This is a genomic window from Acinetobacter sp. YK3, from assembly GCF_001729365.1.
Lineage (GTDB): Bacteria > Pseudomonadota > Gammaproteobacteria > Pseudomonadales > Moraxellaceae > Acinetobacter > Acinetobacter vivianii.
The window spans coordinates 1-21970 of sequence record NZ_LZPJ01000005.1 but is presented as its reverse complement, the minus strand read 5'-3'; the positions used below and the strand labels follow the sequence as shown (position 1 = coordinate 21970).

Sequence of the window (21970 nt, the reverse complement as noted above, 5' to 3'; positions counted from 1 at the left end):
CAAGAAAATTTAAAATATACTAAATATTTGTTTTTATTAAAAATTTATAACAAAAATAACATATATAAAAAAACAAAATAGCAAAATATAAAATGATTAAAATAAATAAAAACAATAGCTTAAAAACAAAAGTGGATTCCATGCTTTAAACCCTACCCTATTCTTTAGTCTTATATTTTTTATGATTTTATGCTTTAATACAGCCACTTTTTTTACTTCATCTGTCTTACTGTCATCCAGTAGATAGAACTTGTACGTTGTACACACTTTAAAAAGGCATCACCATGACCCAAGTGAACGCACCAGAATTCGTTCGTCACCCTAAGCTAATTGCATGGGTGGAAGAAATTGCAAAATTAACCAAACCAGCAAATATCGAATGGTGTGACGGAAGCGAAGAGGAATATCAACGTCTAATGGACTTGATGATCGCTAACGGCACCATGCAAAAGCTCAACCAAGAAAAACATCCTGGTTCTTATCTTGCAAATTCTGATCCTTCTGACGTTGCTCGTGTTGAAGACCGCACTTATATCTGTTCACAAAATGAAGAAGATGCTGGCGCAACAAATAACTGGGTTGCACCTGCGGAAATGCGCGCAAAATTAAATGGATTATTTGACGGCGCAATGGAAGGCCGTACCATGTATGTGGTTCCCTTCTCGATGGGTCCTTTAGGAAGCCACATTGCTCACATCGGTATCGAATTAACAGATTCTCCTTACGTTGCTGTCAGCATGACAAAAATGGCACGTATGGGCAAAGCAGTTTATGACGTGTTAGGCACAGATGGCGAATTCATCCCATGTGTACACACGGTTGCTGCACCGCTTAAAGATGGTCAAAAAGATGTTGCTTGGCCATGCAATAACGAAAAATATATCGTTCACTATCCAGAAACTCGTGAAATCTGGTCTTACGGTTCTGGTTACGGCGGTAATGCTTTACTTGGTAAAAAGTGCTTAGCATTACGTATTGCTTCTGCAATGGGTCGTGAACAAGGCTGGTTAGCTGAACACATGCTTATTTTAGGCGTGACCAATCCGCAAGGTGAAAAACACTACATCGCAGCAGCATTCCCTTCTGCTTGTGGTAAAACTAACTTTGCAATGTTGATTCCACCAGCTGGCTATGAAGGCTGGAAGATTGAGACTGTAGGTGACGATATTGCTTGGATCAAACCAGGTGAAGATGGTCGCTTATACGCAATCAACCCTGAAGCTGGTTTCTTCGGTGTTGCGCCGGGTACAAATACCAAAACCAACCCGAACTGTATCGCAACGATGCATAAAGATGTTATCTATACCAACGTTGCAGTGACTAAAGACGGCGAAGTATGGTGGGAAGGTCTAACTAAAGAAGTTCCAGCTGATCTTATCACTTGGAAAGGCCAGCCGTACGTTGAAGGCGAAAAAGCTGCACATCCAAACTCACGCTTTACCGTTTCTGCGGGTCAATGCCCTTCGATTGATGCTGACTGGGAAAATCCAGCGGGTGTACCAATCTCGGCATTCATCTTCGGCGGTCGTCGTGCAGACACAGTGCCTTTAGTCTCTGAAGCATTTGACTGGGTTGATGGCGTTTATAAAGCTGCAACTATGGGTTCTGAAACAACTGCTGCGGCTGTTGGTCAACAAGGTATCGTTCGTCGCGACCCATTCGCAATGCTTCCATTTGCTGGTTATAACATGGCTGATTACTTCGGTCACTGGTTACAACTAGGCAAAGAAGTTGGCGCGAAAGCTGAAGCTGCTGGTAACAAATTACCAAAAATCTTCAACGTAAACTGGTTCCGTCGTGACGCTGAAGGCAACTTCGTATGGCCTGGTTTTGGTCAAAACATGCGTGTTCTTGAGTGGATCATTGATCGTTGTGAAGGCCGTGCTGAAGCGACTGAAACACCAATCGGTTACGTTCCAACTTATGAACAATTGAACTGGACTGGTATTGAGTTCTCTAAAGAGCAATTCGAAACAGTAACAGCGCAAGATAAAGACCAGTGGATCAAAGAACTTGAAAGCCACACCGAGCTATTTACTAAACTTGGTGATCGCTTACCTCAAGCACTTAAAGATCGTCAAAATGAATTATTAGCAGCTGTTAAATCTGCTTAATTTCTTTCACATCCCTCTTTAAAAAGGGATTCAGAGAGAGTAAAAAGGTCGCTTAGGCGGCCTTTTTTAAGGGCTTTTCGAAATTTTCTATCAATCCCCTGCTTAGCTCTAACTATTCCCATTAAGCTTTAGACAAAATAAATTGCAAAGTTAACGAATATTAACAATAATTGTAATAATAATATTTCTCATTTACATGGTTGTAGGCATGAGTTCTTCTCCGCTGTTCAAACGCACTCCTCTCTTTTTAGCAATCTCTACATTAGTCAGTATCAGCTCATATAGCCATGCACTTGATGAAGGATCGCAACAACTCCCAACAATTAAAATTCAAGCTACTCAGGATGATGGTACTAGCGAAAAAACTAAAGCTTACACCATTAAAAATAGCTCAAGTGCAACCAAACTAAATATCGAAGCCAAAGAAACACCTCAAACCATCAATGTTGTCACACGCCAACAAATGGATGATTTTAATTTAACAACAACCCGCGATATTTTAAATAACACACCCGGCGTTACTGTAACTGGTCTAGAAACCAACCGTACGACCTATACTGCACGTGGTCTCGATATTTCCAACATCCTCTATGACGGTATTGGCTTCCCTCAACTCGATAGCTACAACTATAACAATGTCGATCCTGACAGTTATTTTTATGATCGTATCGAAGTCATTAAAGGTGCAGATGCTCTAACCAATGCGCTCGGCGACCCAGGTGCGACCATTAACTACATTCGTAAACGCCCAACCAAAGAATTCCAAGCCAATGCTGGTGTTAGCTATGGTTCATGGGATACGCAACGCTATGAGGCAGATATTTCGGGTGCCTTAACTCAAAGTGGCAATGTCCGTGCTCGTGTCAGTGCCTTTGAAAAAACAGGTAATTCTTATTTAGATAAATACTCGGAAGAGAAAAATGGCGTTCAAGCGATTGTCGAAGCAGATTTAACACCCTCAACAACAGCAACTGTCGGCTACTCTCGCTTAAACCAATATACCAATGGCTCACAATGGGGATCATTACCTTTAATTAATGATGCAGGACAACAACTCAGCTATCCAAGAAACTATAACTATGCATCTCCATGGACATTTTATGACTGGAATATTGACAACTACTTTGCCGATATTTCACAAAAATTAGGTGGCGATTGGGTTGCAAAAGTAACTTACAATTACAAGCGCTCAAAAGTAGACGATCAAATGCTCTATCTTTCTGGCAATCCATCTTCATCAGACAATACCTCTGGTATCTCCTTATTCCCTGAGATTTATAATCAAGTTTTTCGTGAGAAAGCCGCGAATGCTAATATTCAAGGAACATTCCCCTTATTTGGTCAGCGTCATGAATTAAGTATTGGTTATTCTTGGTTAAATTACACAGCACAAAGCCAATATCAATATGGCAGTAGCTTAAATACAATTACAACTGATCTTGAAAGCTGGTCTCCATCAACACAAACATGGGGTGATACTTATTATGCTGCCGATGAAGATTCAACACTAAAATCAACGCATGCAGCCACTCGACTCCACCTTACAGATGATCTCAAACTTATCTTAGGTGTTAACTTCTCGGAAGTTGAAACCACCGAATACAGCAAAGATAAAACTTCGCCTTATGCTGGATTGACCTATAACTTCAATCCTGAATATACAGGTTATATGAGCTATACTTCAATTTTCCGCCCGCAAACTGTTCTCAACTCTGCAACAGGTGAAACTGCTGCACCAGTAGAAGGCAAAAGCTATGAAGTGGGGATCAAAAGTTCATGGTTGGATGGTCGCTTAACAGGTAATTTTGCTGTATTCCGCACCGATGAAGAAAACTTTGCCTTAAATCCACTCTGGGACACAAGCTCAGGGAAATATGCCTCTCAAATTGGTACTATGCGCAGCCAAGGTGTTGAAGTTGGCTTATCAGGCAATGTCACAGACAACTTAAATCTGGTCTTTGGTCTCACCAGCTTGAGTCTGAAAAATATGGAAAATGGCGATAAAGCACGTGCCAATATACCGACCCAAACCATTAATTTACTTGCAACCTATACGGTTCCACAACTACCAAAGCTTAAAATTGGCGCTGGTGTGAAATGGCAAGATGATATTGAAGATACTTCATATTCATCAATTACACAGGACTCTTATGCACTACTCAGTGCAATGGCTAGCTATGAAGTGAATAATCACTTATTGGTTCAGCTCAATGGTAACAATTTGACCAATGAAAAATACTTAACAGGTTTATCTGGTGGTCAAGGTTATTACGGTGCACCAGCAAATTACACGGTTGCATTCAAATTTAAATACTAATCAATCGCCACAAAAAAGCCCCTTACCGATCATTCAGATAAGGGGCTTTTTTTTATGAAAAGACTTAAGCGGCAACAGTTGTATGTGGTTTATTTGCCAAATACGCATCTAAACTTTCAATCTCGCTTTGCGCAAAGTTTAGACCAAGCTTAGAACGTCTCCATAAAACATCCTGACTATTGCTTACCCACTCAAAAGTACATAAGTAATCGACTTCTTTTGCATACAAACCTTGACCGAAATGCGGTCCAAGCTGCTCAACCGAAGTTGCATCACCCAAAATATTCCAGATGCGCGAACCATATGCAGATGCCCAACGTTTTGCTAAAGCTTCAGAAGCATCTGTAATTTGTGCGCGAATTTCTTTTGCCAACTGTTCAGCCGACTCCATATTTTCACCACCCGGTAAAGCTTCTGTTGCAGTCCAGCTACCCTTCATTTCAGGGAAGAATGGTTTTAACTGCTGCATAGCAGACTCAGCAAGCTTACGGTAAGTGGTTAATTTACCGCCAAATACTGAAAGTAATGGTGCTTGATCAGCCGACTCTTTAGACAGTGCTAAGGTATAGTCACGAGTAATGGCAGATGGATTATCAGACTCATCATCACACAATGGGCGAACACCCGCAAAAGTCGACACAATATCCGCTTGCGTTAACTGATTTTTAAAGTGTGCATTGCTCACTTTGATCAGATAATCGGTCTCTTCCTGGGTAATTTTCACTTGTGCTGGATCACCTTGATACTCACGGTCTGTCGTTCCAATCATGGTGTACTGATCCAGATATGGAATCGCAAAGACGATACGACGGTCATCATTTTGCATAATAAATGCTTTGTCGCCTTCATACAGCTTCGGCACGATAATGTGACTACCCTGAATCAAACGAATACCGTATGGTGATTTAAGCTGTAAATCCTGCTTGATAAACTGCGCTACCCAAGGACCAGCAGCATTCACCAAAGCTTTTGCTTTAATCTGGAATTGGCCTTTTTCATTTTCCAGAACAACCACCCAATACTGCCCTTCACGTTGTGCTGATAAACAACGGGTACGCGTCACAATATCTGCACCTTTTTCACGGGCATGCATGGCATTGAGCACAACCAGACGAGCGTCATCGACCGCACAATCTGAATACTCAAAACCACGGGTAATCGCCGCATTTAAAGGGCTGTCTTCTTTAAAATAGACATTGTTTGAGCCCAATAATTTTTCACGCTTACCAAGATGATCGTAGAAGAATAAACCTGTACGAATTAACCAAGCTGGACGCAAATGCGGACGATGCGGCATGATAAAACGCATTGGGCGGATAATATGCGGTGCTTTTGCTAACAATACTTCACGTTCAGCCAATGCTTCACGCACCAAGCGAAACTCTTTATGTTCAAGGTAGCGTAGACCACCATGAATGAGCTTACTACTTGCAGAAGATGTATGGCTCGCCAAATCATCTTTTTCGCACAAGAAGACAGACAAACCACGTCCTGATGCATCAGCTGCGATACCAACACCGTTGATACCACCACCAATCACAGCAAGATCATAAATTTTGTCATTTAGCTGAGGAGAAGTTTGCATAAATCACCGCAAATGTTCATTATTGTTCAATTACGAACATTTAAACATGTTAAATGAAAATAAACAATAAAAAATGAGCGCAAAAAACCCAATTTCTAAACATTTTTAGATAAATGGTCAAAAATGAAAAGTAAGATAATGCAAAGATAAAAACGATGGAAAGCTAGTATTTATAAGAGAATCAGGATTATTTTAATAAAGTGCTCTTGAGCCAAAAGCCTTTAGCTCAAGAAAAGTAACAATTTTTCGAAAATGAAGATTTATTTTGCAATAATCAAACCAACATCCAGTTCCTGAATGGTTTTCATAAAGGCATCATTCGGTTGCTGATCGGTAAAAATACAATCCACCTGCTTGAGTGAACCTAAGCGAATCATGGCATTACGACCAAATTTACTGCTATCGGCAGCAAGAAAAACCTGACGTGCGCTGGAAACGATTTCTTGAGAAACGCAAACTTCCTGAAAATCGAAATCCAGTAAAGTCCCATCCTCTTCGATTCCACTGATCCCGACCAGTGCATAATCGGCTTTGAACTGTTTAAAAAAGTCCGCAGTCGCTTGTCCAATTACCCCACCATCTGGACGAACACGACCACTGGCAATTAGAACTTCAAAGTCTTCTTTGGTACTGAGGATTTTCGCAACATTGAGGTTATTGGTAATAATCCGCAGACCAGTATGGTTTAACAATGCATGCGCAATTGCTTCGGTTGTGGTACCAATATTGATGAATAATGAAGCATGATCTGGAACGGCTGCAGCGACAGCGGCTGCAATCGTTCTTTTTTCTTCCAGCATATGGCCGACACGCATCGTATATTCAGTGTTCTCTACACTTGAATCATGCGCTGCGCCACCATGGTAACGACGTAATAACCCTTCATCCGCCAATTGATTAATATCACGACGGATGGTTTGCGGGGTAACATCAAAATGTTGAGCAAGCTCCTCAATACTGATATAGCCACGTTCTCTCACTAACTCGAGGGTTTTCTGTTGGCGCAATATCAAGCTCATGCTCATCCATCCTGTATTATTTTTTACGTCTTACTCAATCTGGTTATTTTAGCTTAATCTTCCGCCCAATCACGAGTACGTCCGACTGCTTTTAACCAACCTTTATACAGTTTTTCAGTCACTTCCTGACCGCATTCTGGCGTAAAGGTATTTTCAATGGTCATTCTACTTTTTAATTCGTTCAAGTCAGACCAGAAACCGACGGCCAGGCCCGCAAGGAAGGCTGCGCCCATACCCGTTGTTTCTTTCATTGCTGGACGCTCTACCGAAGTGCCCATAATGTCTGCTTGGAACTGCATCAAGAAGTTATTTGCCGTTACCCCACCATCCACACGTAAGGTACGTAACTTTTCACCCGAATCCTGTTGCATGGCATCCAGTACATCACGTGTCTGATACGCAATCGATTCCAAGGTTGCACGGATAATGTGTTCAATACTCACACCACGAGTAATACCCAAAATCGCACCACGTGCAGTCGGATCCCAATACGGTGCACCCAAGCCCGTGAAGGCAGGCACAACATAGACCCCATTGCTATCTTTTACTTTGGTTGCATAGTATTCAGAATCATGTGAGTCATTAATGGCTTTCAGCTCGTCACGTAACCACTGTACACATGAGCCACCATTAAACACCGCACCTTCCAATGCATAGTTCACTTCACCACGCGCACCACATGCAATCGTGGTCAACAAACCGTGATCTGACTGAACAATACGTTTACCTGTATTCATGAGCAAGAAACAGCCCGTACCGTAGGTATTTTTTGCCTGACCGACTTCAACACACATTTGACCAAACAAGGCTGCCTGTTGATCACCCGCGATCCCGGCAATTGGAATTCCAATTTCCTGACCACTAATGGTGTGAGTATAACCATAGACTTCAGAAGAACTACGCACTTCTGGCAACATTGCTTTCGGAATGTTTAATGCTTCAAGTAGCTTGTCATCCCACTCCAATGTTTCAATGTTGAATAACATGGTGCGTGATGCATTGGTGTAATCAGTCACATGGACTTGACCATTGGTCAGTTTCCACAACAACCATGTATCAACGGTACCAAATAACAGTTCGCCACGTTCTGCGCGCTCACGACTTCCCTCAACACGATCAAGAATCCACTTAATTTTTGTTGCCGAGAAATATGGATCAATCACCAAGCCCGTCACTTTACGCACGTAGTCTTGCCAACCATCCTGACGAAGCTGATTACAAATCTCATTACTTTGACGGCTTTGCCATACAATTGCATTGTAGATAGGTTTACCTGTCTGCTTATCCCAGATGACCGTTGTTTCGCGTTGATTAGTGATCCCAATCGCTGCAATCTGATCACTTGAAATGCTTGCCTGCGCTAAAGCTTCTACCCATACTGCGCTTTGCGTCGCCCAGATTTCCATAGGATCATGCTCAACCCAACCTGGTTGTGGGTAAATTTGCGTAAATTCACGCTGAGCAATACTGATGACATTCGCATCGTGATCCAATACGATTGCACGTGAACTCGTTGTACCTTGGTCAAATGCAACCACGTATTTTTTTTGACTATCTGTAGAGATCATGACATACCTATCCAGACTTGCTTGTGTATAGTGCAATAAATTAAATGCCCGTTAAAAAACGGGCTCTAAATACTGCAAAAAAGCAATGACTTCTGTATTAAATAAAAAACTTGGCAGATTATATGCAAAATTGTTCGAAAACGAAAATTCTTTCTTTAACTTTGAACATAAAAACGATGAATAGCCCGTGTTTTAAAGATAACTCACAATAAAAAACTGTTTTTATGCGATACTAAAAGCAGAAATAACAGGACCATTGATATGAAAAAAACGAATTTATTCTTTCTTGTAAGCGGTACTCTTCTTATTGCAGCCTGTCAAAGCAGTCCACATCAATATAATGGTGTGACTGGCTATCAAATTGAAAATAAAACAACAACTTCGGCGACGATTGCTTATACACTTGCCGCTCACAGCAATCGTGATATTGACGAGAAAAAGTTACAACACGCTTGTAAGCAAGTGTTAGGTGCAGAAAAAAACTACAAAATTTCAGTGCTTAGCGTTAATGAAATTATGAATCCGACACAGCAAGAACAATACGGCGTCAAACTCGGTAACAGTCGCGCAACTTTTGGTCTATCGAACTCACCAGACTTAAATAATAGCGAAGGTTATGCGACCCGTCAGGCGCTTGAAACACGTCCAACTACATTAAAAGTTGTACGTTACACCTGTTCTTGATCAGGCTGATTGCGAAAAAAAGGACGTATCCAGCTCAGAATACGTCCTTTTTTTTATCATTTTAGAACATCGTGAATAGAGAGATCTTTATCAAATACAGATTTTGCAAAAGGACATAACGGAATGACTTTCACCTGACGCTGCCTGACGAATGCGATTAATTCATGTAGAAGCTTGTGTCCAACACCTTGACCACGAAATTGATCGCTGACATCCGTGTGGTCAATAATTAACATGCTATCTCCTGCCCATGTATACGCCATTTCTCCCGCTAGCACGCCATCTTTCAACAGCTTGAATGAACCATGTTTACCGTCATCAGTTTGTTCAATTCCCATGTGCGCTCCTCATCTTGTTATTCAATCCAGTCGCAAAATTTCATTCTTTAACTTCAATGTTTTAACATGGGCGTTAACCCTGCTTTGTTAAAATTTTATATTTATTTATGAGACAATCGTGGTCATCCTTAACCACAATCACTTTTATTTAGTACGATAAAAACTCACATTTCGGAATTCTTTGGATTCATCCAGATCAGGCCACGTTGTGGCACTACGTTCGTCAATTTTTAGATATTGAGGATGACTAAAATTCTTCACCCGACTATCTGCCACCCACACTTCAGGTGCAAATTTCAAAAATTCATCTAAAAAGAAACGATTACATTGATCATAGAGTACATCGGCTGCTAGCAGCACATCGACTTGCTCTGCTTGATATAAATCGTCCAGATATTCCAGTTCAACATCATTCAATAGTGCATTTTCACGACATGATGCCAAACTGACAGGATCAATATCACAGCAAATCACCCGTTTTGCGCCCGCCATTTTTGCTGCAATGGCAACCACACCAGATCCAGCGCCAAAGTCCAGCACCACTTTATCTTTGACATGATGCGGCTCTGCCAATAACCATTGCGCCATTGCCAGTCCAGATGCCCAACAAAAAATCCAGTACGGTGTCTCATTCCAGATTCTGCGGATTACTTCATCATCTAAACGATCTGTTGGAAATACAGGTGGAATTAACCAGAGTGAAATCGGTGTTTCAGGTAGTTGCTGTGCCAGCAAATCCGTGTTTGGAATCACCTCATGCAATGCTTTAAGCAATTGCTCAGGGGCTTTGGCAAATTGAAAAGTACAGCTCATATTTGTTTAATTCTAAAAAAACCCCTCTTAGCGAGGGGTTGTTGATGCTTATCCTAATGCTTTTTCAGCAGCTTCTACGGTTTGACGAATTAATGTGGTGATGGTCATTGGACCTACCCCACCTGGTACTGGTGTATAAGCAGACGCAACTTCTTCGATGCCGACCAACTGAATATCACCCACACCACCACCATCACGTGGGTGGAAACCAGCATCAACAACAACTGCACCTTGCTTGATCCAGTCTTTTTGAATTAATTCAGCTTTACCCACTGCACCCACAATAATATCTGCCTGTTTTACAAGATCAGAAAGATTTTGTGTACGTGAATGGCAAATAGTCACAGTTGCATTGGCTTGTAATAGCATCATTGCCATGGGTTTACCCAAAATCGCTGAACGGCCTACCACTACAGCATGTTTACCTGAGATTTCAATATTGTTTTCTTTTAGAATCGTCATGATGCCCGCTGGTGTTGCAGAACCATATGCTGCTTCGCCCATTGCCATACGGCCAAAACCAAGACAAGTCACACCATCCACATCTTTTTCCAATGAAATCGCATCAAAACATGCTCTTTCATCAATTTGTTCAGGTACTGGATGTTGTAACAAGATCCCATGAACATCTGGATTGGCATTTAATTTTTCAATTTCAGCCAAAAGCTGTTCAGTTGTGGTTTCTTTTGGAAGTTCAACTTTAAGAGAATCCATACCGACACGGCGGCAAGCATTTCCCTTCATACGCACGTAAGTTGCAGATGCACCATCATCGCCAACCAGAATGGTGGCCAAGATTGGGGTACGTCCCGATTTTGCTTTTAATGCTTCTACACGTACCAATAAATCCGTTTCAATTTGTTTTGCTAATGCACGACCGTCTAAAACCAATGCCACAGCGCATCTCCAAAGTGGGTATGAATGAATTGGGTAAATAATACATGATAATTTGACCAATATTCTTTTAGATGTTGTTTTTATGTGCATATTCGCGATAAACACTATTGTTTTTTTTTTAAAGATTGCTAATATGTGCATCACCAAGAGATGGCGGGGTGGCAGAGTGGTCATGCAGCGGACTGCAACTCCGTGTACGCCGGTTCGATTCCGACCTCCGCCTCCATTGGTAAAGCCCGAGTGGTGAAATCGGTAGACACAGGGGATTTAAAATCCCCCGCCCACAAAGCGTGCCAGTTCGAGTCTGGCCTCGGGCACCATTTTTCAGCTAATGAAATTATGGTGCAAATAAAAATCCAGCGTAAGCTGGTTTTTTTATGCCTGAAATTTGGGTCACAAGAAAAAAAAAAAAGCCAAGCATGATAGCTTGGCTTTTGCTACTTTTAAATTTACGCCACCTGTTGAGCAGTTTTCATTGGCAATAAATTTTTATCCAGACTTAACTGATAGCCACGGCTTTGATCAATCGCATATACAGGTTTTTTGATTGAATCCAGATAAATCCATTGGGATTGGACGTGTGTCTCATCAAACTGAACCATCAAATACCCTCTCTGATTCAAATTGCAATAATTCAATTCATCAATCAGTGTATTAAAAGCAAATTCGAATTGCTGTAACTGCGCCAAAGGAATATTCAGGTACTTTTCCAAACCCGGTGAAGACACCGAACTGGTGGCAAGCTCTACACCGACAAATGCACCATCTTTACTATATAGATTAGAAGACCATGCATTGTGCGTATCCCCTGCCAGCACCACGACTTTTTTCTTTAATTGCGCCAAAGTGCCATACAGAATTTCACGTTCTGCAAAATAACCATCCCATGCATCAAGGTTATAAGGCGCGACAGTTAACACACGTGCTTTTTCTTGTGCAGTCAGCGTTGGATCACCTTTCTGCAAACGGATTTTGAGGGTAATCAGCTCAGCAATCTGTGCATTCATTTTTTCCAAAGTTTCATCACTCGGATTTCCCGAAGTAATTTCTGCCAACGCAAACAGCAACTCAGCAGGTACCAGCATTTTGGTCATGAGAATTTGCTGACCCAAGACATTCCATGTCGCTGTTGATTGCTGCAATTTTCCAAGCAACCAGTCACGTTGGGTATAACCCATCAAAGTACGTGCGGGATTAGTTAAATCAGCCTGAAACCTAGCAGTATCCAGTCCTGTAGCTGTCAGATAGTCGTCATAATCAAGTTGTTCATCACGCGCAATAATACGGGTATCTAACATGGTCAATTGCACCAAGCTGCCAAAGTCAAACTGGCGATAAATCTTGGTATGTTGATCATCAACTGGACGAATCGGCATCCATTCGAAATAAGCCTGTAATGCGGCAAGTTTACGCTCTAAGAAAGGCCCTTCATCTGGCTGATGATTTTCCGCACCCTCTCGCCATGTATCATTGGCTAACTCATGGTCATCCCAGATTACAATAAAGGGATGACGTTGATGTGCTGCCTGCAAATCCAGATCTTCACGATAGAGTGCATAACGCTTGCGATAATCATCCAGCTTGATAATTTCCTTATCATTATCTGCGGGTAATGTCCGCCCCAACTCCTTCGCTTCTTCCGTGGCATAGCCAGTGGCACCATATTCATAAATATAGTCCCCCAGATGGATGATCACATCGACATTTTGCTTGGCCATTTCACGATAGACATAAAAATAGCCTGCTGGATAATTCGAGCATGAACACACCGCAAAACTGACTTTAGAGGTGCTGGTGGGCAAAGTTTTGGTTCGCCCGACTGGAGAAATTTTATCTCCAAAGATAAAACGATAGAAATAACTTTGATCTGGAATCAACCCTGTCGCATCGACCTTCACGGTAAAATCTTGCGATGCAGCCGTTGTCACCTTATCCGTTTTTACGATCTGCTTAAATTGGTCATCCAGTGCAATTTGCCAAGTGACTTGCAAACGTGCACTGCTGTCATTGGGTGTTAAACGTGTCCATAAGATCACACGATCTTTCAAGGGATCACCACTGGCAACACCATGTTCAAAATTGACTTTTAAAGTTGAAGATTCCTGATCAGAGCTATCATTACACCCTGTGAAACCAACCGATAAAGATAACGCGCCGAAACCGAATAAACTTTTTTGAATGAGTTCCCGCCGAGAAATTTTTGCTGTCATGTGATAGCTACCTTTACTTTTATTCGTTTAAATAAATGAGTAAAGTTAATTCGCCAACATGAAGCTTTGATCTCAGTTTAATGAAATAATCATGAAAAGAAGCCTTTGCCGTTTATTTTTTATCAGATAACTGCATGAATCGCTTGAAAAGAAAGCAAATAGTGAGTTTTACTCTTGCCAAGTTTTAAAGTGTCCTCTATTATTGCGCACATGCCCGAGTGGTGAAATCGGTAGACACAGGGGATTTAAAATCCCCCGCCCACAAAGCGTGCCAGTTCGAGTCTGGCCTCGGGCACCATTTTTCAACTAATGAAATATGGTGCAAATAAAAATCCAGCGTAAGCTGGTTTTTTTATGCCTGAAATTTAACACTACAAAATAAAAATGCCCGAGCAAAAGACTCAGGCATTCGATAGAAAACAATAAAGATTATTCCACCCGAATAATTTTACCATTCTCATCATGATGAACAACACTCACCTTCTGCTGACGTCCAGCCTGAATTTCTTGCTCAGGGAGCTCAAAATAACGTGCATAGTCAGGCAGTGTCTTTTCCACCACATGTTTTTGATGCACACGCTTGGCAGGCAACAATCCCCAAAGCAATAACGCAACTGCACACATAAATAAGGCAGTTACACCATGCTCAAGACCATCACTAAATGCCGACATCAAACGCTGGGCAATATGGGTCTTTTGTAATTCAACCAACACCCACACCAAAATAAATGGACGCCATAATAATAGCCAGGCTGCCCACATCATTGCGGTAGTTGTTGTCGAAAAATAACGTTTGTGCCATGGGAGCTGGCGACGTACATCAATAATCAAACTGTCTGCTTTCATTGCTTTTTCTCAGCAAAAATGAATCTTTGCGATTCAACGAATTCCACGATCTGGGCTAATCCAACGGGCACGCTTTTCATCATTACGCAACAGGACCTTTGGAAAGGCGACGATTGTAGCAGTAATCGTGATCAACCAAAACACAAATGGGTACCAAATCATCCAATAATAATTTTTCCCTAGGTTTGGTTCATAACGACTATCCATCCATTTGCTTAAAGCAAACTGAATTAAACAGGTTGCCCCCAATAAAATTCCACTACCATACGGTAAAAATGGTGAGCTGACGATCGCCAATGCCGGTATTGCAAGAATAAAATGCAATAACCAGATCACAGCCATAATAAGCATCAAATATGACCAAATGAGTGTCAAACATAGCTCAAACATCAAAGGCCATAAAAAATTTAATTTGGGTTTTAGGAATACATCAATATTCTTGACCAGAACCTGTGCCCCGCCCATAGCCCAACGCAAGCGCTGCTTCCATAGACCGTTCAAAGTCTCAGGCATTAAAATCCACACCAGTGCATTCGGCTCAAAGCGCACATCCCAGCCTGCGCGTTGCAGTTTCCAGGTAATATCAATGTCTTCGGTCAACATGTTCGGTGACCAATAATCCACTTGATGCACAGCACTTTTACGGAATGCGGTAATGACACCAGATACGGTAAATAAACGACCAAAAGTACGCTGGGCACGTTTGATCATACCGACAATCGAAGAAAACTCCCCAACCTGAATCCGCCCAAGCAATGTTGAACGGGTCCGAATACGTGGGTTACCTGTTACAGCCGCAACCGTTGGATCTTCCAGAAAGTGTCGCATCATCCATTTTGCAGCATGTGGATCCAGCAAGGCATCGCCATCAATCCCGATCAGGAATTCAGCATCAGTCATCAAACTGCCCGCTTGCAATCCCATTGCCTTACCCTGATTTTGTGCCAAATGCACCACACGCAATTTGTCATACTGTGTCGCTAAGCGATCCAGTACTTCACCTGTATTATCAGAACTACCATCATTAATTGCGATGACTTCAAAGTTTGGATAATCCAGTTTCAATGCATGGCTAATGGTTTCTTCGGCATTGTCCCCTTCGTTAAAGCAGGGAACCAATACCGCAACTTTTGGGTATTCAGGCAAAGTGGCGGGTTGCTGATAAGGCGGATCCTGACGCTCTTTCCAGTAGAAAATGATTGCTCCAACCATCCACAAATACGACATAAATAAGGGATAGTAAAAAACAAACTTAATGGCGTATGACCACAATAAAGCAATCCAACTCATCTCATTACTCCACTATGGTACTAATTGAGATGATTTTAGACTAAAAGCCTTATGCATTGTTTCTACATCTGGATGTCCTTTGATCGGATCGTCAGGATAATAGGCAATATGCATCGCACCTTGCTCATATAAAGACTTGATTGTCGCTGACATCTCTTCAGAAGATACCTTTTCATTGTTGCGCCAGTTAATCGCCTGCAATTCCATGACCGTCTTTTTAATGCCATTTGGATATTTTTTCACGCGATTTAAAATATCACTGTAGAACTTTTCTGGATTCTCAGATTGCTCCATATAAGGCATCGCCATGATTGCAGTGAAATCATAACGGTTAATCGATTGCTCTAAGGATTGAGCATACCAGTTTTCCGCATACGGATTTAACGCCACTTGTGCATACAGATTACGGGCAGTAACAAGGAAAGGTTGATATTGACGCACCTCTCCTGCCAGCTCCATCGCAAAATCATCTAAATAGCGTGTCTTATACGCTGTCCATTTTTGCAAATCAGCATCATTGTCACGAATTTTTGCCAAATCGGTCGGCAAGCCTTGTTTTGCATAAGCAGCTAAAGCTTCAGGGCTGGCATCTTCATAGTCAGACAAGGTCACGTCATCATGGAACAACAAACCATCAAACGGCGTTGATTTTGCCAAATCCTGATAAATTTCCTTAATGGTTTGACGTGCTTCTGGCGAGAATGGGCTGAGACGGATATAGCCCATATTCAAATGGTCACCTTCTTTTGCCTGCTGGGTTTCAACCAGATCTTTTGACACAGGATCCGTTTTTGGCAGCTCCCAAGCTAATAATGGCATCCACGCATATAAACGTTGTACTGGTGTGCGGGTCTGGATTTGCCAAGCCACACGGTTAAACAAGTCAGCACGCATTGGAATATGACGGTTCGGGAAATACACCATATCTGCTGAGCCATTGGCATCTGGATCAGAGAAAGCTTGTAAATAGACGGTATTGACGCCCATGCCATTAATACGGTCAATCAGGTGATCCAGATTACGTTCTTGCTGCTTCTCATCTGGATCATAAATATAGTCCAGATCGACATGCATGATTTTTTGCGGACGATTATTGTCGTTCAAGTTCAATTCACGGTTTTTAATTTCTTGTGCTAGTGCGCTGGTCGACATACTACCCTGAATCAAAATACGACTCATATTCTGTAAGGATTGCTTGGCATGGTCTGCCCCATCATCCAGTGTAATGGTAATTGGCATACCGAGCTGTTTCGCGGCTTGTACCAGTTGCATATTATAACGACCATAAGGCCAGACCATAACACGCGGTGAACGTAGACCATGTGCTTTTAGCAGCTCATTGTTCTTTTTCAGATCTCCAAAAACACGTGCCTGATAAGTTGCATCACTTTCATAGCTTTTGCTTTTTGGATCATAAATTCGCGCAATTGCAGCAGGTTCCAGATTGCCCTGTGGATTGGCATTAATCCCTTGATGCAAATGATAGCTGTGGCTGGCAATTTCTACCAAGCCACTGTTTTGCATTTCTTTAAGTTCTTCCCAACTCAATATTTTATTACGTGCAATTTCCTCACCACCAAAGTCCACCTTTTGGCCCGCCTTTGGTTCTAGCCACGATCCGACTACAGCCAAAACAACCGGGATTTTTTTTGCACGAATAATTGGATAAGCATTTTGATAAAAAGATTGATAGCCATCATCCACTGTTAATAAAACAGGTTTTGTGGGTAATTTATATTTACCTTGATGTGCCTTGATCAATTGATCAACATTAATAAAGTGATAGCCATTCTTCTTGAGCCAGTCGATATGCTCACTGAACTGTTGCGCAGTCACCGAATAACTAGGAATCAGCGCATCTTTTCTGTCTGTGATTTCATGATAGCCAATGACGGTTAAGGTGGTCGCATCAATTTTTGGTTTTGCCGCAAAAGTAGTGGTGCTTGCAACCACGCCAAACACAAGACCTAAAAATGCATTTAAGGTCGGAGACACTAAACGTGTTGTCATAGAGATATCGTCTCAAGATTAGAAATGTGCTGATCGCAAAGCATGCCTGAATCATCTTACCGTTTATGGAAACACAAGATGATTTAAATGATCAGCTGGGAATATGGATTGTATTTATAATTTTAAAAACTGAAAATAAACTTAAAAGTATTTTTTATGAAATAAATCACACGATAACTGCATATTGATTAACAAAAATCTAAAAACTCCTAAGATGACAAGCAACATTAGGAGTTTTCAAGCAGCGAGCGAGTTAAATTAATACTGGATTGACTGAAAGTTTGGATGCTCTGCAAGTTGCTGTAAATAATGACGCTCTTTTTGATAAAAATATTTATTCAAACGGTTCACCCATTCTCCACGGCGAAAGGTCAATATTTTTTTATGGACACCATCATATTCCAGCAATACCACATTACTGTCATCTTCCCCTGATGCTAAGCGGGTAATTTTATAATCATGCGGTGCATATTGATGTGAGGGCTGTAATGATCTCAAAATTTCTACTTTATATTCACCATCCAGCCAGTAATGTTTATCCATCAGGGCTTTTTCATTGACCCAGAAACCGGTCTGTGCGCCATCATGCGTATCGATCAGAAAAAAATGATCGAGCTCTCTTAATAATTCTGATGCAGTGATATCCAAATAATCATTCATACCCACCTCTACTCACTCAAATTCTTATCGTTGCTTATGGCCATATTTTTATCGTGGATAAACTACAAGTGACTGTTCCCCCATCTACCTGTAGTGACCCGAAGTGCAAACTTTCACGACCTGTATTGAATAATCGTGCTTTAAAATAGAATCGTAGAAAATTGCTCTTTTAACTCAAAGATATACAGGAGTGTATACAGAATCAATATTTTTCTCTTGGGTTGCCGTATAATTCAGATAAAAGAAATTTATATAAAAATCAAAATGTTAGTTAAAGATTATATTTGTATTAATAGGTATTTGATTTTAAAGTGATTTAGCTCAAAAATAAGACTAAATCACTTTAATTTTGACATGACAAACGTGTTATTCGTCGCGCGTTTTTACATCAAAAAGTTCGATTTCAAAAGTCAGATTGGCATTAGCTGGGATAATTTTCCCAATCTTACGTGTGCCATAAGCCAAGTGTGCAGGAACGATTAGTTTACGCTTTCCGCCTACTCGCATCCCCATAATGCCCTGATCCCAACCTTTGATCACACGGCCTGTACCAATCACGGTTTCAAAATAGTTGCCGCGATCAAGTGAAGAATCAAACTTTGTGCCATCTTCCAGCCAGCCTGTATAGTGGGTCGTGATTAAAGCACCACGAACTGCCTCTTTACCTTCGCCTACTTTTAAATCAATAATTTCTAATTCTGCAGTCATTTCTATCTCTCCAAATTACTCAAACCAAGATTATTGCAATTGTTGCCATTGAATGTCGACCTGACCTTTGTCACTTATCAACGACCATTCTCCATCCATAATATTGAGCTGTAATTGCATGGTTCGTTCGCATAAGCCTTCAAGTGCTTGCGTGGTTTGAGGAGCCAATTGCCATACTTGCACATTGCTTAAAGTTTTAATCTTGCTATTCTTCTGCCACCAGTCGTCCGCCTGTGAGCCATAAGTCACGACTGCCACCTGCTTACAACGTGCGCTGGCCTTTTTGACTTTATCTTCCGATGGGCAACCCACTTCAATCCACTTTTCTAAAAGTCCAGTCAGATCTTTTTGCCATAAAGCAGGCTCATCTGTTTCAAACAAGTCTTTGGTAAATTCCAGACGCTCATCGGCAAAACGTGCATAAGCAAGAATACGAACCATTAAACGTTCAATCGTTTCAGATGGATGCAAAGCAAGTGTCAGTTGGTAATCAGCATAGATATGCTCATCCATATTGGCAATATTCAGGTCTGCCTTATATATTGTTGCTTTTAACGCCATAAACGATACTCTTAAAATGCGATGCTCTAAAATTTGGCGCTAAGCATACTCTATTTTAGGGGCAAGAATGCGCTGAATTATTCAGGTGGTCGACGAATCTTCAGGATTGCGACAAGCCAACAACTGGGTCTCAAATGCCAGCCAATCCTGCTCAGACTGCGTAATCACCTCAATCCGGTTATCAATACCCTCTTCGGCAGATTTATAGTTAAATTGCTGCGGATTGAAATTAAAACTTTTCCAGCCCTGATCGGTATTAAAGATTCCCTTAATGCGCACCCAGTCTTGCTGCGCACACAACACATCCAGCAAATCATAAAAATCAAACTGCCAGCGTTTGGGAAGTTTCCAGCCTGCGACCGTATAACCCTGAGCTGTTTCAATATAATGATAAGGAAGTTGTTTAATCTCAGCGTTTGGTGCATGCATCGGCTGTGCTTGCTGTATCTTTAATAAAGGCTGAATTTTTCGTTGCAGCGCTTGCTGCTGAATATCTAATTGTTGAATATCCACTTGTCCATTTTCAGCTTCAATCCAATATTGGACATAAGGTTCATATTCTTGTTTTAACGCCATATAAGCTTGACGATCTGCTGCTGTCATACAGTCGATATGAGATAACACCACAATTTGTGCCGCTTTGAGTTGATCGGTATATAGGTTTTGCTTCACCCATGCTTCATCATGCAAACGACTACCATCTACCACAATTACCAAAGCTCGCATCGCCAGACTGCTTTGCCAATGTGGCTCAGTCAATTGTTCCAAAAGTTGAGCTGGATGCCCTAAACCCGTCGGCTCGATAAATAAACGGTCAGGCTTGCTTTCAGTTAATAAACGCGCAAGTGCAATTTGCATCGGCAATTGACTACTACAACATAAACAGCCGCCTAATAACTCTTTAACTGCATAACCTTGCTGTTGGCTAATCAATTGCTGATCAACACCAATTTGCCCAAATTCATTCATCAATATGGCCCAAGTCTCATTCTCAGGCTTTTGCGTCAGTAAATGCTGTAATAAAGTGGTTTTACCCGCTCCAAGAAAACCAGAAATAATATGGGTTGGAACCGTTTTGGGAGCAAGAAATTTCACGATGCACTCGCATTAAACATTTATTTCATTTTAAAGAGAAAAATTTATTAAATAAATTAAAGAATAGAGATTTAATATAATTTGCCTCTTGACTCATTAATTAAAAATAAAGAGATATACATCACAAACAATATCTAGAAAGCTTATTTAATGTTGAAAACTAAATGGTTTATTCAATTAATAGATATTCGTCAAACTTAAATCAATGTTTAAAATACGTAAAAAACCAGCTTGTTTTTTGACCATAAAAACATATTTCCATACATTTTCATCCTTAATTTCTCCATGCTGTTTTACATTGCAACTACATAAAGCGACCCAATATTTCATATTGTTAAGAATGACGTAATAGATTGTTAAGGATGTTGCCGCAAAAACGTTTGGCCCATAGCATGGACCTCATGCCGAAATGAGAGATTTGGATTAACCGAATCATCCATTGATGGCTGTTATTTTAAATGAAATAAGGATGCCAAACATGAAACTTATCAAAACTCTTCTTGCAACAACTCTTACTCTTGCAGCAGCTTCTTCATTCGCAGCAACAGCTGAAGAACAAGCTCAAACTCAAGACCAAGTTGTTGTTTCAACTCAAGAGCAACCTGGTACTCAAGCTGCAACTGATGCTACAGCACCTGCGTCTACTCCAGCACCAACAAACTAAGCAGATCTAAAGATTTCCTCCAAATCTTTAGACCAACATTCGTAATGATCTAACGCTTATTTCATTACCAATGTAAAAAAAGATCGGACCATGCTGCGGTCCGATTTTTTATTTTAAATGATCTAAAACTTAAAGCATTAGCACTGCGTTGACTTTTTAAACATACTGCATGAAGGTTGATGGACTTCTTGCAAACGCGTTGCTTTACGTTGCTCTGCTGCCTCAAAACGACAACGCTTCCACTCAGTATCTAAATTTAATTGTGGCACTTCTTTTGGCTTACGCTGCTCGTCAACTGCGACCATAGTGAAATAACAAGTATTGGTATGGCGTATGGTTCTATTCTGGATATTCTGTGCTTCGACACGAATACCGATTTCCATTGAAGTACGGCCAACATGGTTCACGCTGGCCAGAAATGTCACCAGTTCCCCCACATAAATCGGCTCTTTGAAATTTACGCGGTCAACCGATAAAGTCACCACATAGCTCCCCGAGTATCGACTTGCACAAGCATACGCAACTTGATCTAACAGCTTGAGGATCGTACCCCCATGAACATTGCCTGAAAAGTTTGCCATATCAGGCGTC

General features: G+C 41.2%; 19 protein-coding genes and 3 tRNA genes. 7 read left to right on the top strand and 15 right to left on the bottom strand.

The window, feature by feature from the left end; genetic code table 11:
- The first annotated feature begins 284 nt into the window (after nt 1–284).
- Entirely contained in the window at nt 285–2114 is a 1830-nt protein-coding gene (locus A9Z07_RS00995; protein WP_069576245.1) for a phosphoenolpyruvate carboxykinase (GTP), read from the top strand.
- 196 nt (nt 2115–2310) lie between these two features.
- Nucleotides 2311–4431: a TonB-dependent siderophore receptor gene (locus A9Z07_RS00990; RefSeq protein ID WP_069576243.1), complete on the top strand. Its 2121-nt coding sequence runs from the start codon at nt 2311–2313 to the stop codon at nt 4429–4431.
- A 64-nt stretch (nt 4432–4495) separates the two neighbouring features.
- On the opposite strand, the gene glpD is transcribed toward A9Z07_RS00990, so the two are convergent.
- The 3 genes from glpD to glpK form a co-directional block, all read right to left on the bottom strand.
- Nucleotides 4496–6016: a glycerol-3-phosphate dehydrogenase gene (glpD, locus tag A9Z07_RS00985; protein ID WP_069576241.1), complete on the bottom strand. Its 1521-nt coding sequence runs from the start codon at nt 6014–6016 to the stop codon at nt 4496–4498.
- Between the two features lie 260 nt (nt 6017–6276).
- Nucleotides 6277–7035, bottom strand: a complete 759-nt coding sequence (locus A9Z07_RS00980; protein ID WP_004770366.1) for a DeoR family transcriptional regulator — start codon at nt 7033–7035, stop codon at nt 6277–6279.
- A gap of 53 nt (nt 7036–7088) precedes the next feature.
- On the bottom strand, nt 7089–8603 hold the full coding sequence (gene glpK, locus A9Z07_RS00975) for a glycerol kinase GlpK (RefSeq protein ID WP_047426602.1): 1515 nt from the start codon (nt 8601–8603) through the stop codon (nt 7089–7091).
- A 261-nt stretch (nt 8604–8864) separates the two neighbouring features.
- Here glpK and A9Z07_RS00970 point away from each other — a divergent pair, with 261 nt between their 5' ends.
- Nucleotides 8865–9287: a hypothetical protein gene (locus A9Z07_RS00970; RefSeq protein ID WP_004770368.1), complete on the top strand. Its 423-nt coding sequence runs from the start codon at nt 8865–8867 to the stop codon at nt 9285–9287.
- A 56-nt stretch (nt 9288–9343) separates the two neighbouring features.
- Here A9Z07_RS00970 and A9Z07_RS00965 read toward each other — a convergent pair whose 3' ends face one another.
- The 3 genes from A9Z07_RS00965 to folD all read right to left on the bottom strand — a co-directional run bounded on the left by A9Z07_RS00965 (nt 9344) and on the right by folD (nt 11335).
- Nucleotides 9344–9625: a GNAT family N-acetyltransferase gene (locus tag A9Z07_RS00965; RefSeq protein ID WP_069576239.1), complete on the bottom strand. Its 282-nt coding sequence runs from the start codon at nt 9623–9625 to the stop codon at nt 9344–9346.
- Nucleotides 9626–9769: 144 nt separating this feature from the next.
- Complete coding sequence (locus A9Z07_RS00960) at nt 9770–10438, bottom strand: class I SAM-dependent methyltransferase (RefSeq protein ID WP_069576236.1); 669 nt, start codon at nt 10436–10438, stop codon at nt 9770–9772.
- A gap of 48 nt (nt 10439–10486) precedes the next feature.
- Nucleotides 10487–11335 carry a bifunctional methylenetetrahydrofolate dehydrogenase/methenyltetrahydrofolate cyclohydrolase FolD gene (folD, locus tag A9Z07_RS00955; protein WP_004770373.1) on the bottom strand — a complete coding sequence of 283 codons (849 nt, stop codon included), beginning with the start codon at nt 11333–11335 and terminating at the stop codon, nt 10487–10489.
- 152 nt (nt 11336–11487) lie between these two features.
- Here folD and A9Z07_RS00950 point away from each other — a divergent pair.
- Together A9Z07_RS00950 and A9Z07_RS00945 are read left to right on the top strand one after the other, a co-directional pair.
- A tRNA-Cys gene (locus A9Z07_RS00950) sits at nt 11488–11561 on the top strand.
- Between the two features lie 8 nt (nt 11562–11569).
- A tRNA-Leu gene (locus tag A9Z07_RS00945) sits at nt 11570–11655 on the top strand.
- 129 nt (nt 11656–11784) lie between these two features.
- On the opposite strand, the gene A9Z07_RS00940 is transcribed toward A9Z07_RS00945, so the two are convergent.
- Nucleotides 11785–13545 carry an alkaline phosphatase D family protein gene (locus A9Z07_RS00940; protein ID WP_069576234.1) on the bottom strand — a complete coding sequence of 587 codons (1761 nt, stop codon included), beginning with the start codon at nt 13543–13545 and terminating at the stop codon, nt 11785–11787.
- Between the two features lie 212 nt (nt 13546–13757).
- Between A9Z07_RS00940 and A9Z07_RS00935 the strand changes: the two genes are divergently transcribed.
- A tRNA-Leu gene (locus A9Z07_RS00935) sits at nt 13758–13843 on the top strand.
- A gap of 131 nt (nt 13844–13974) precedes the next feature.
- Here the strand turns inward: A9Z07_RS00935 and pgaD are convergent.
- From pgaD to A9Z07_RS00900, 7 genes are all read right to left on the bottom strand, one after another.
- On the bottom strand, nt 13975–14391 hold the full coding sequence (gene pgaD / locus A9Z07_RS00930; RefSeq protein ID WP_005259094.1) for a poly-beta-1,6-N-acetyl-D-glucosamine biosynthesis protein PgaD: 417 nt from the start codon (nt 14389–14391) through the stop codon (nt 13975–13977).
- 33 nt (nt 14392–14424) lie between these two features.
- On the bottom strand, nt 14425–15681 hold the full coding sequence (gene pgaC / locus A9Z07_RS00925) for a poly-beta-1,6-N-acetyl-D-glucosamine synthase (protein WP_062846540.1): 1257 nt from the start codon (nt 15679–15681) through the stop codon (nt 14425–14427).
- A gap of 12 nt (nt 15682–15693) precedes the next feature.
- On the bottom strand, nt 15694–17691 hold the full coding sequence (pgaB, locus tag A9Z07_RS00920) for a poly-beta-1,6-N-acetyl-D-glucosamine N-deacetylase PgaB (protein WP_069576232.1): 1998 nt from the start codon (nt 17689–17691) through the stop codon (nt 15694–15696).
- 258 nt (nt 17692–17949) lie between these two features.
- A complete protein-coding gene (locus A9Z07_RS00915; RefSeq protein WP_004770378.1) occupies nt 17950–18351 on the bottom strand; it encodes a hypothetical protein in 402 nt (133 codons plus the stop codon).
- 366 nt (nt 18352–18717) lie between these two features.
- Nucleotides 18718–19059 (bottom strand): FKBP-type peptidyl-prolyl cis-trans isomerase, encoded by a 342-nt coding sequence (locus A9Z07_RS00910; protein WP_004770379.1) that lies wholly within the window; start codon nt 19057–19059, stop codon nt 18718–18720.
- A 30-nt stretch (nt 19060–19089) separates the two neighbouring features.
- Nucleotides 19090–19620, bottom strand: coding sequence for a YaeQ family protein (locus A9Z07_RS00905; protein WP_069576230.1), 531 nt, complete (start codon nt 19618–19620; stop codon nt 19090–19092).
- Nucleotides 19621–19701: 81 nt separating this feature from the next.
- Entirely contained in the window at nt 19702–20715 is a 1014-nt protein-coding gene (locus A9Z07_RS00900; RefSeq protein ID WP_069576228.1) for a CobW family GTP-binding protein, read from the bottom strand.
- 478 nt (nt 20716–21193) lie between these two features.
- Between A9Z07_RS00900 and A9Z07_RS00895 the strand changes: the two genes are divergently transcribed.
- Nucleotides 21194–21379, top strand: a complete 186-nt coding sequence (locus A9Z07_RS00895; RefSeq protein ID WP_004770385.1) for a hypothetical protein — start codon at nt 21194–21196, stop codon at nt 21377–21379.
- A 137-nt stretch (nt 21380–21516) separates the two neighbouring features.
- On the opposite strand, the gene A9Z07_RS00890 is transcribed toward A9Z07_RS00895, so the two are convergent.
- Nucleotides 21517–21970 (bottom strand): acyl-CoA thioesterase (locus tag A9Z07_RS00890; RefSeq protein ID WP_069576226.1); only part of this gene is annotated, 454 nt, incomplete at its 5' end.

Bases quoted from the DNA above. Each gene is read 5' to 3' on its own strand.
- A9Z07_RS00980 (WP_004770366.1), bottom strand. From the start codon at position 7,035: ATGAGCTTGATATTGCGCCAACAGAAAACCCTCGAGTTAGTGAGAGAA.
- A9Z07_RS00960 (WP_069576236.1), bottom strand. From the start codon at position 10,438: ATGAGCTGTACTTTTCAATTTGCCAAAGCCCCTGAGCAATTGCTTAAA.
- A9Z07_RS00910 (WP_004770379.1), bottom strand. From the start codon at position 19,059: ATGACTGCAGAATTAGAAATTATTGATTTAAAAGTAGGCGAAGGTAAA.
- glpK (WP_047426602.1), bottom strand. From the start codon at position 8,603: ATGATCTCTACAGATAGTCAAAAAAAATACGTGGTTGCATTTGACCAA.
- A9Z07_RS00915 (WP_004770378.1), bottom strand. From the start codon at position 18,351: ATGAATGATTATTTGGATATCACTGCATCAGAATTATTAAGAGAGCTC.
- A9Z07_RS00905 (WP_069576230.1), bottom strand. From the start codon at position 19,620: ATGGCGTTAAAAGCAACAATATATAAGGCAGACCTGAATATTGCCAAT.
- glpD (WP_069576241.1), bottom strand. From the start codon at position 6,016: ATGCAAACTTCTCCTCAGCTAAATGACAAAATTTATGATCTTGCTGTG.
- A9Z07_RS00895 (WP_004770385.1), top strand. From the start codon at position 21,194: ATGAAACTTATCAAAACTCTTCTTGCAACAACTCTTACTCTTGCAGCA.
- A9Z07_RS00970 (WP_004770368.1), top strand. From the start codon at position 8,865: ATGAAAAAAACGAATTTATTCTTTCTTGTAAGCGGTACTCTTCTTATT.
- pgaD (WP_005259094.1), bottom strand. From the start codon at position 14,391: ATGAAAGCAGACAGTTTGATTATTGATGTACGTCGCCAGCTCCCATGG.
- A9Z07_RS00995 (WP_069576245.1), top strand. From the start codon at position 285: ATGACCCAAGTGAACGCACCAGAATTCGTTCGTCACCCTAAGCTAATT.
- A9Z07_RS00990 (WP_069576243.1), top strand. From the start codon at position 2,311: ATGGTTGTAGGCATGAGTTCTTCTCCGCTGTTCAAACGCACTCCTCTC.
- pgaC (WP_062846540.1), bottom strand. From the start codon at position 15,681: ATGAGTTGGATTGCTTTATTGTGGTCATACGCCATTAAGTTTGTTTTT.
- pgaB (WP_069576232.1), bottom strand. From the start codon at position 17,691: ATGACAACACGTTTAGTGTCTCCGACCTTAAATGCATTTTTAGGTCTT.
- A9Z07_RS00965 (WP_069576239.1), bottom strand. From the start codon at position 9,625: ATGGGAATTGAACAAACTGATGACGGTAAACATGGTTCATTCAAGCTG.
- A9Z07_RS00940 (WP_069576234.1), bottom strand. From the start codon at position 13,545: ATGACAGCAAAAATTTCTCGGCGGGAACTCATTCAAAAAAGTTTATTC.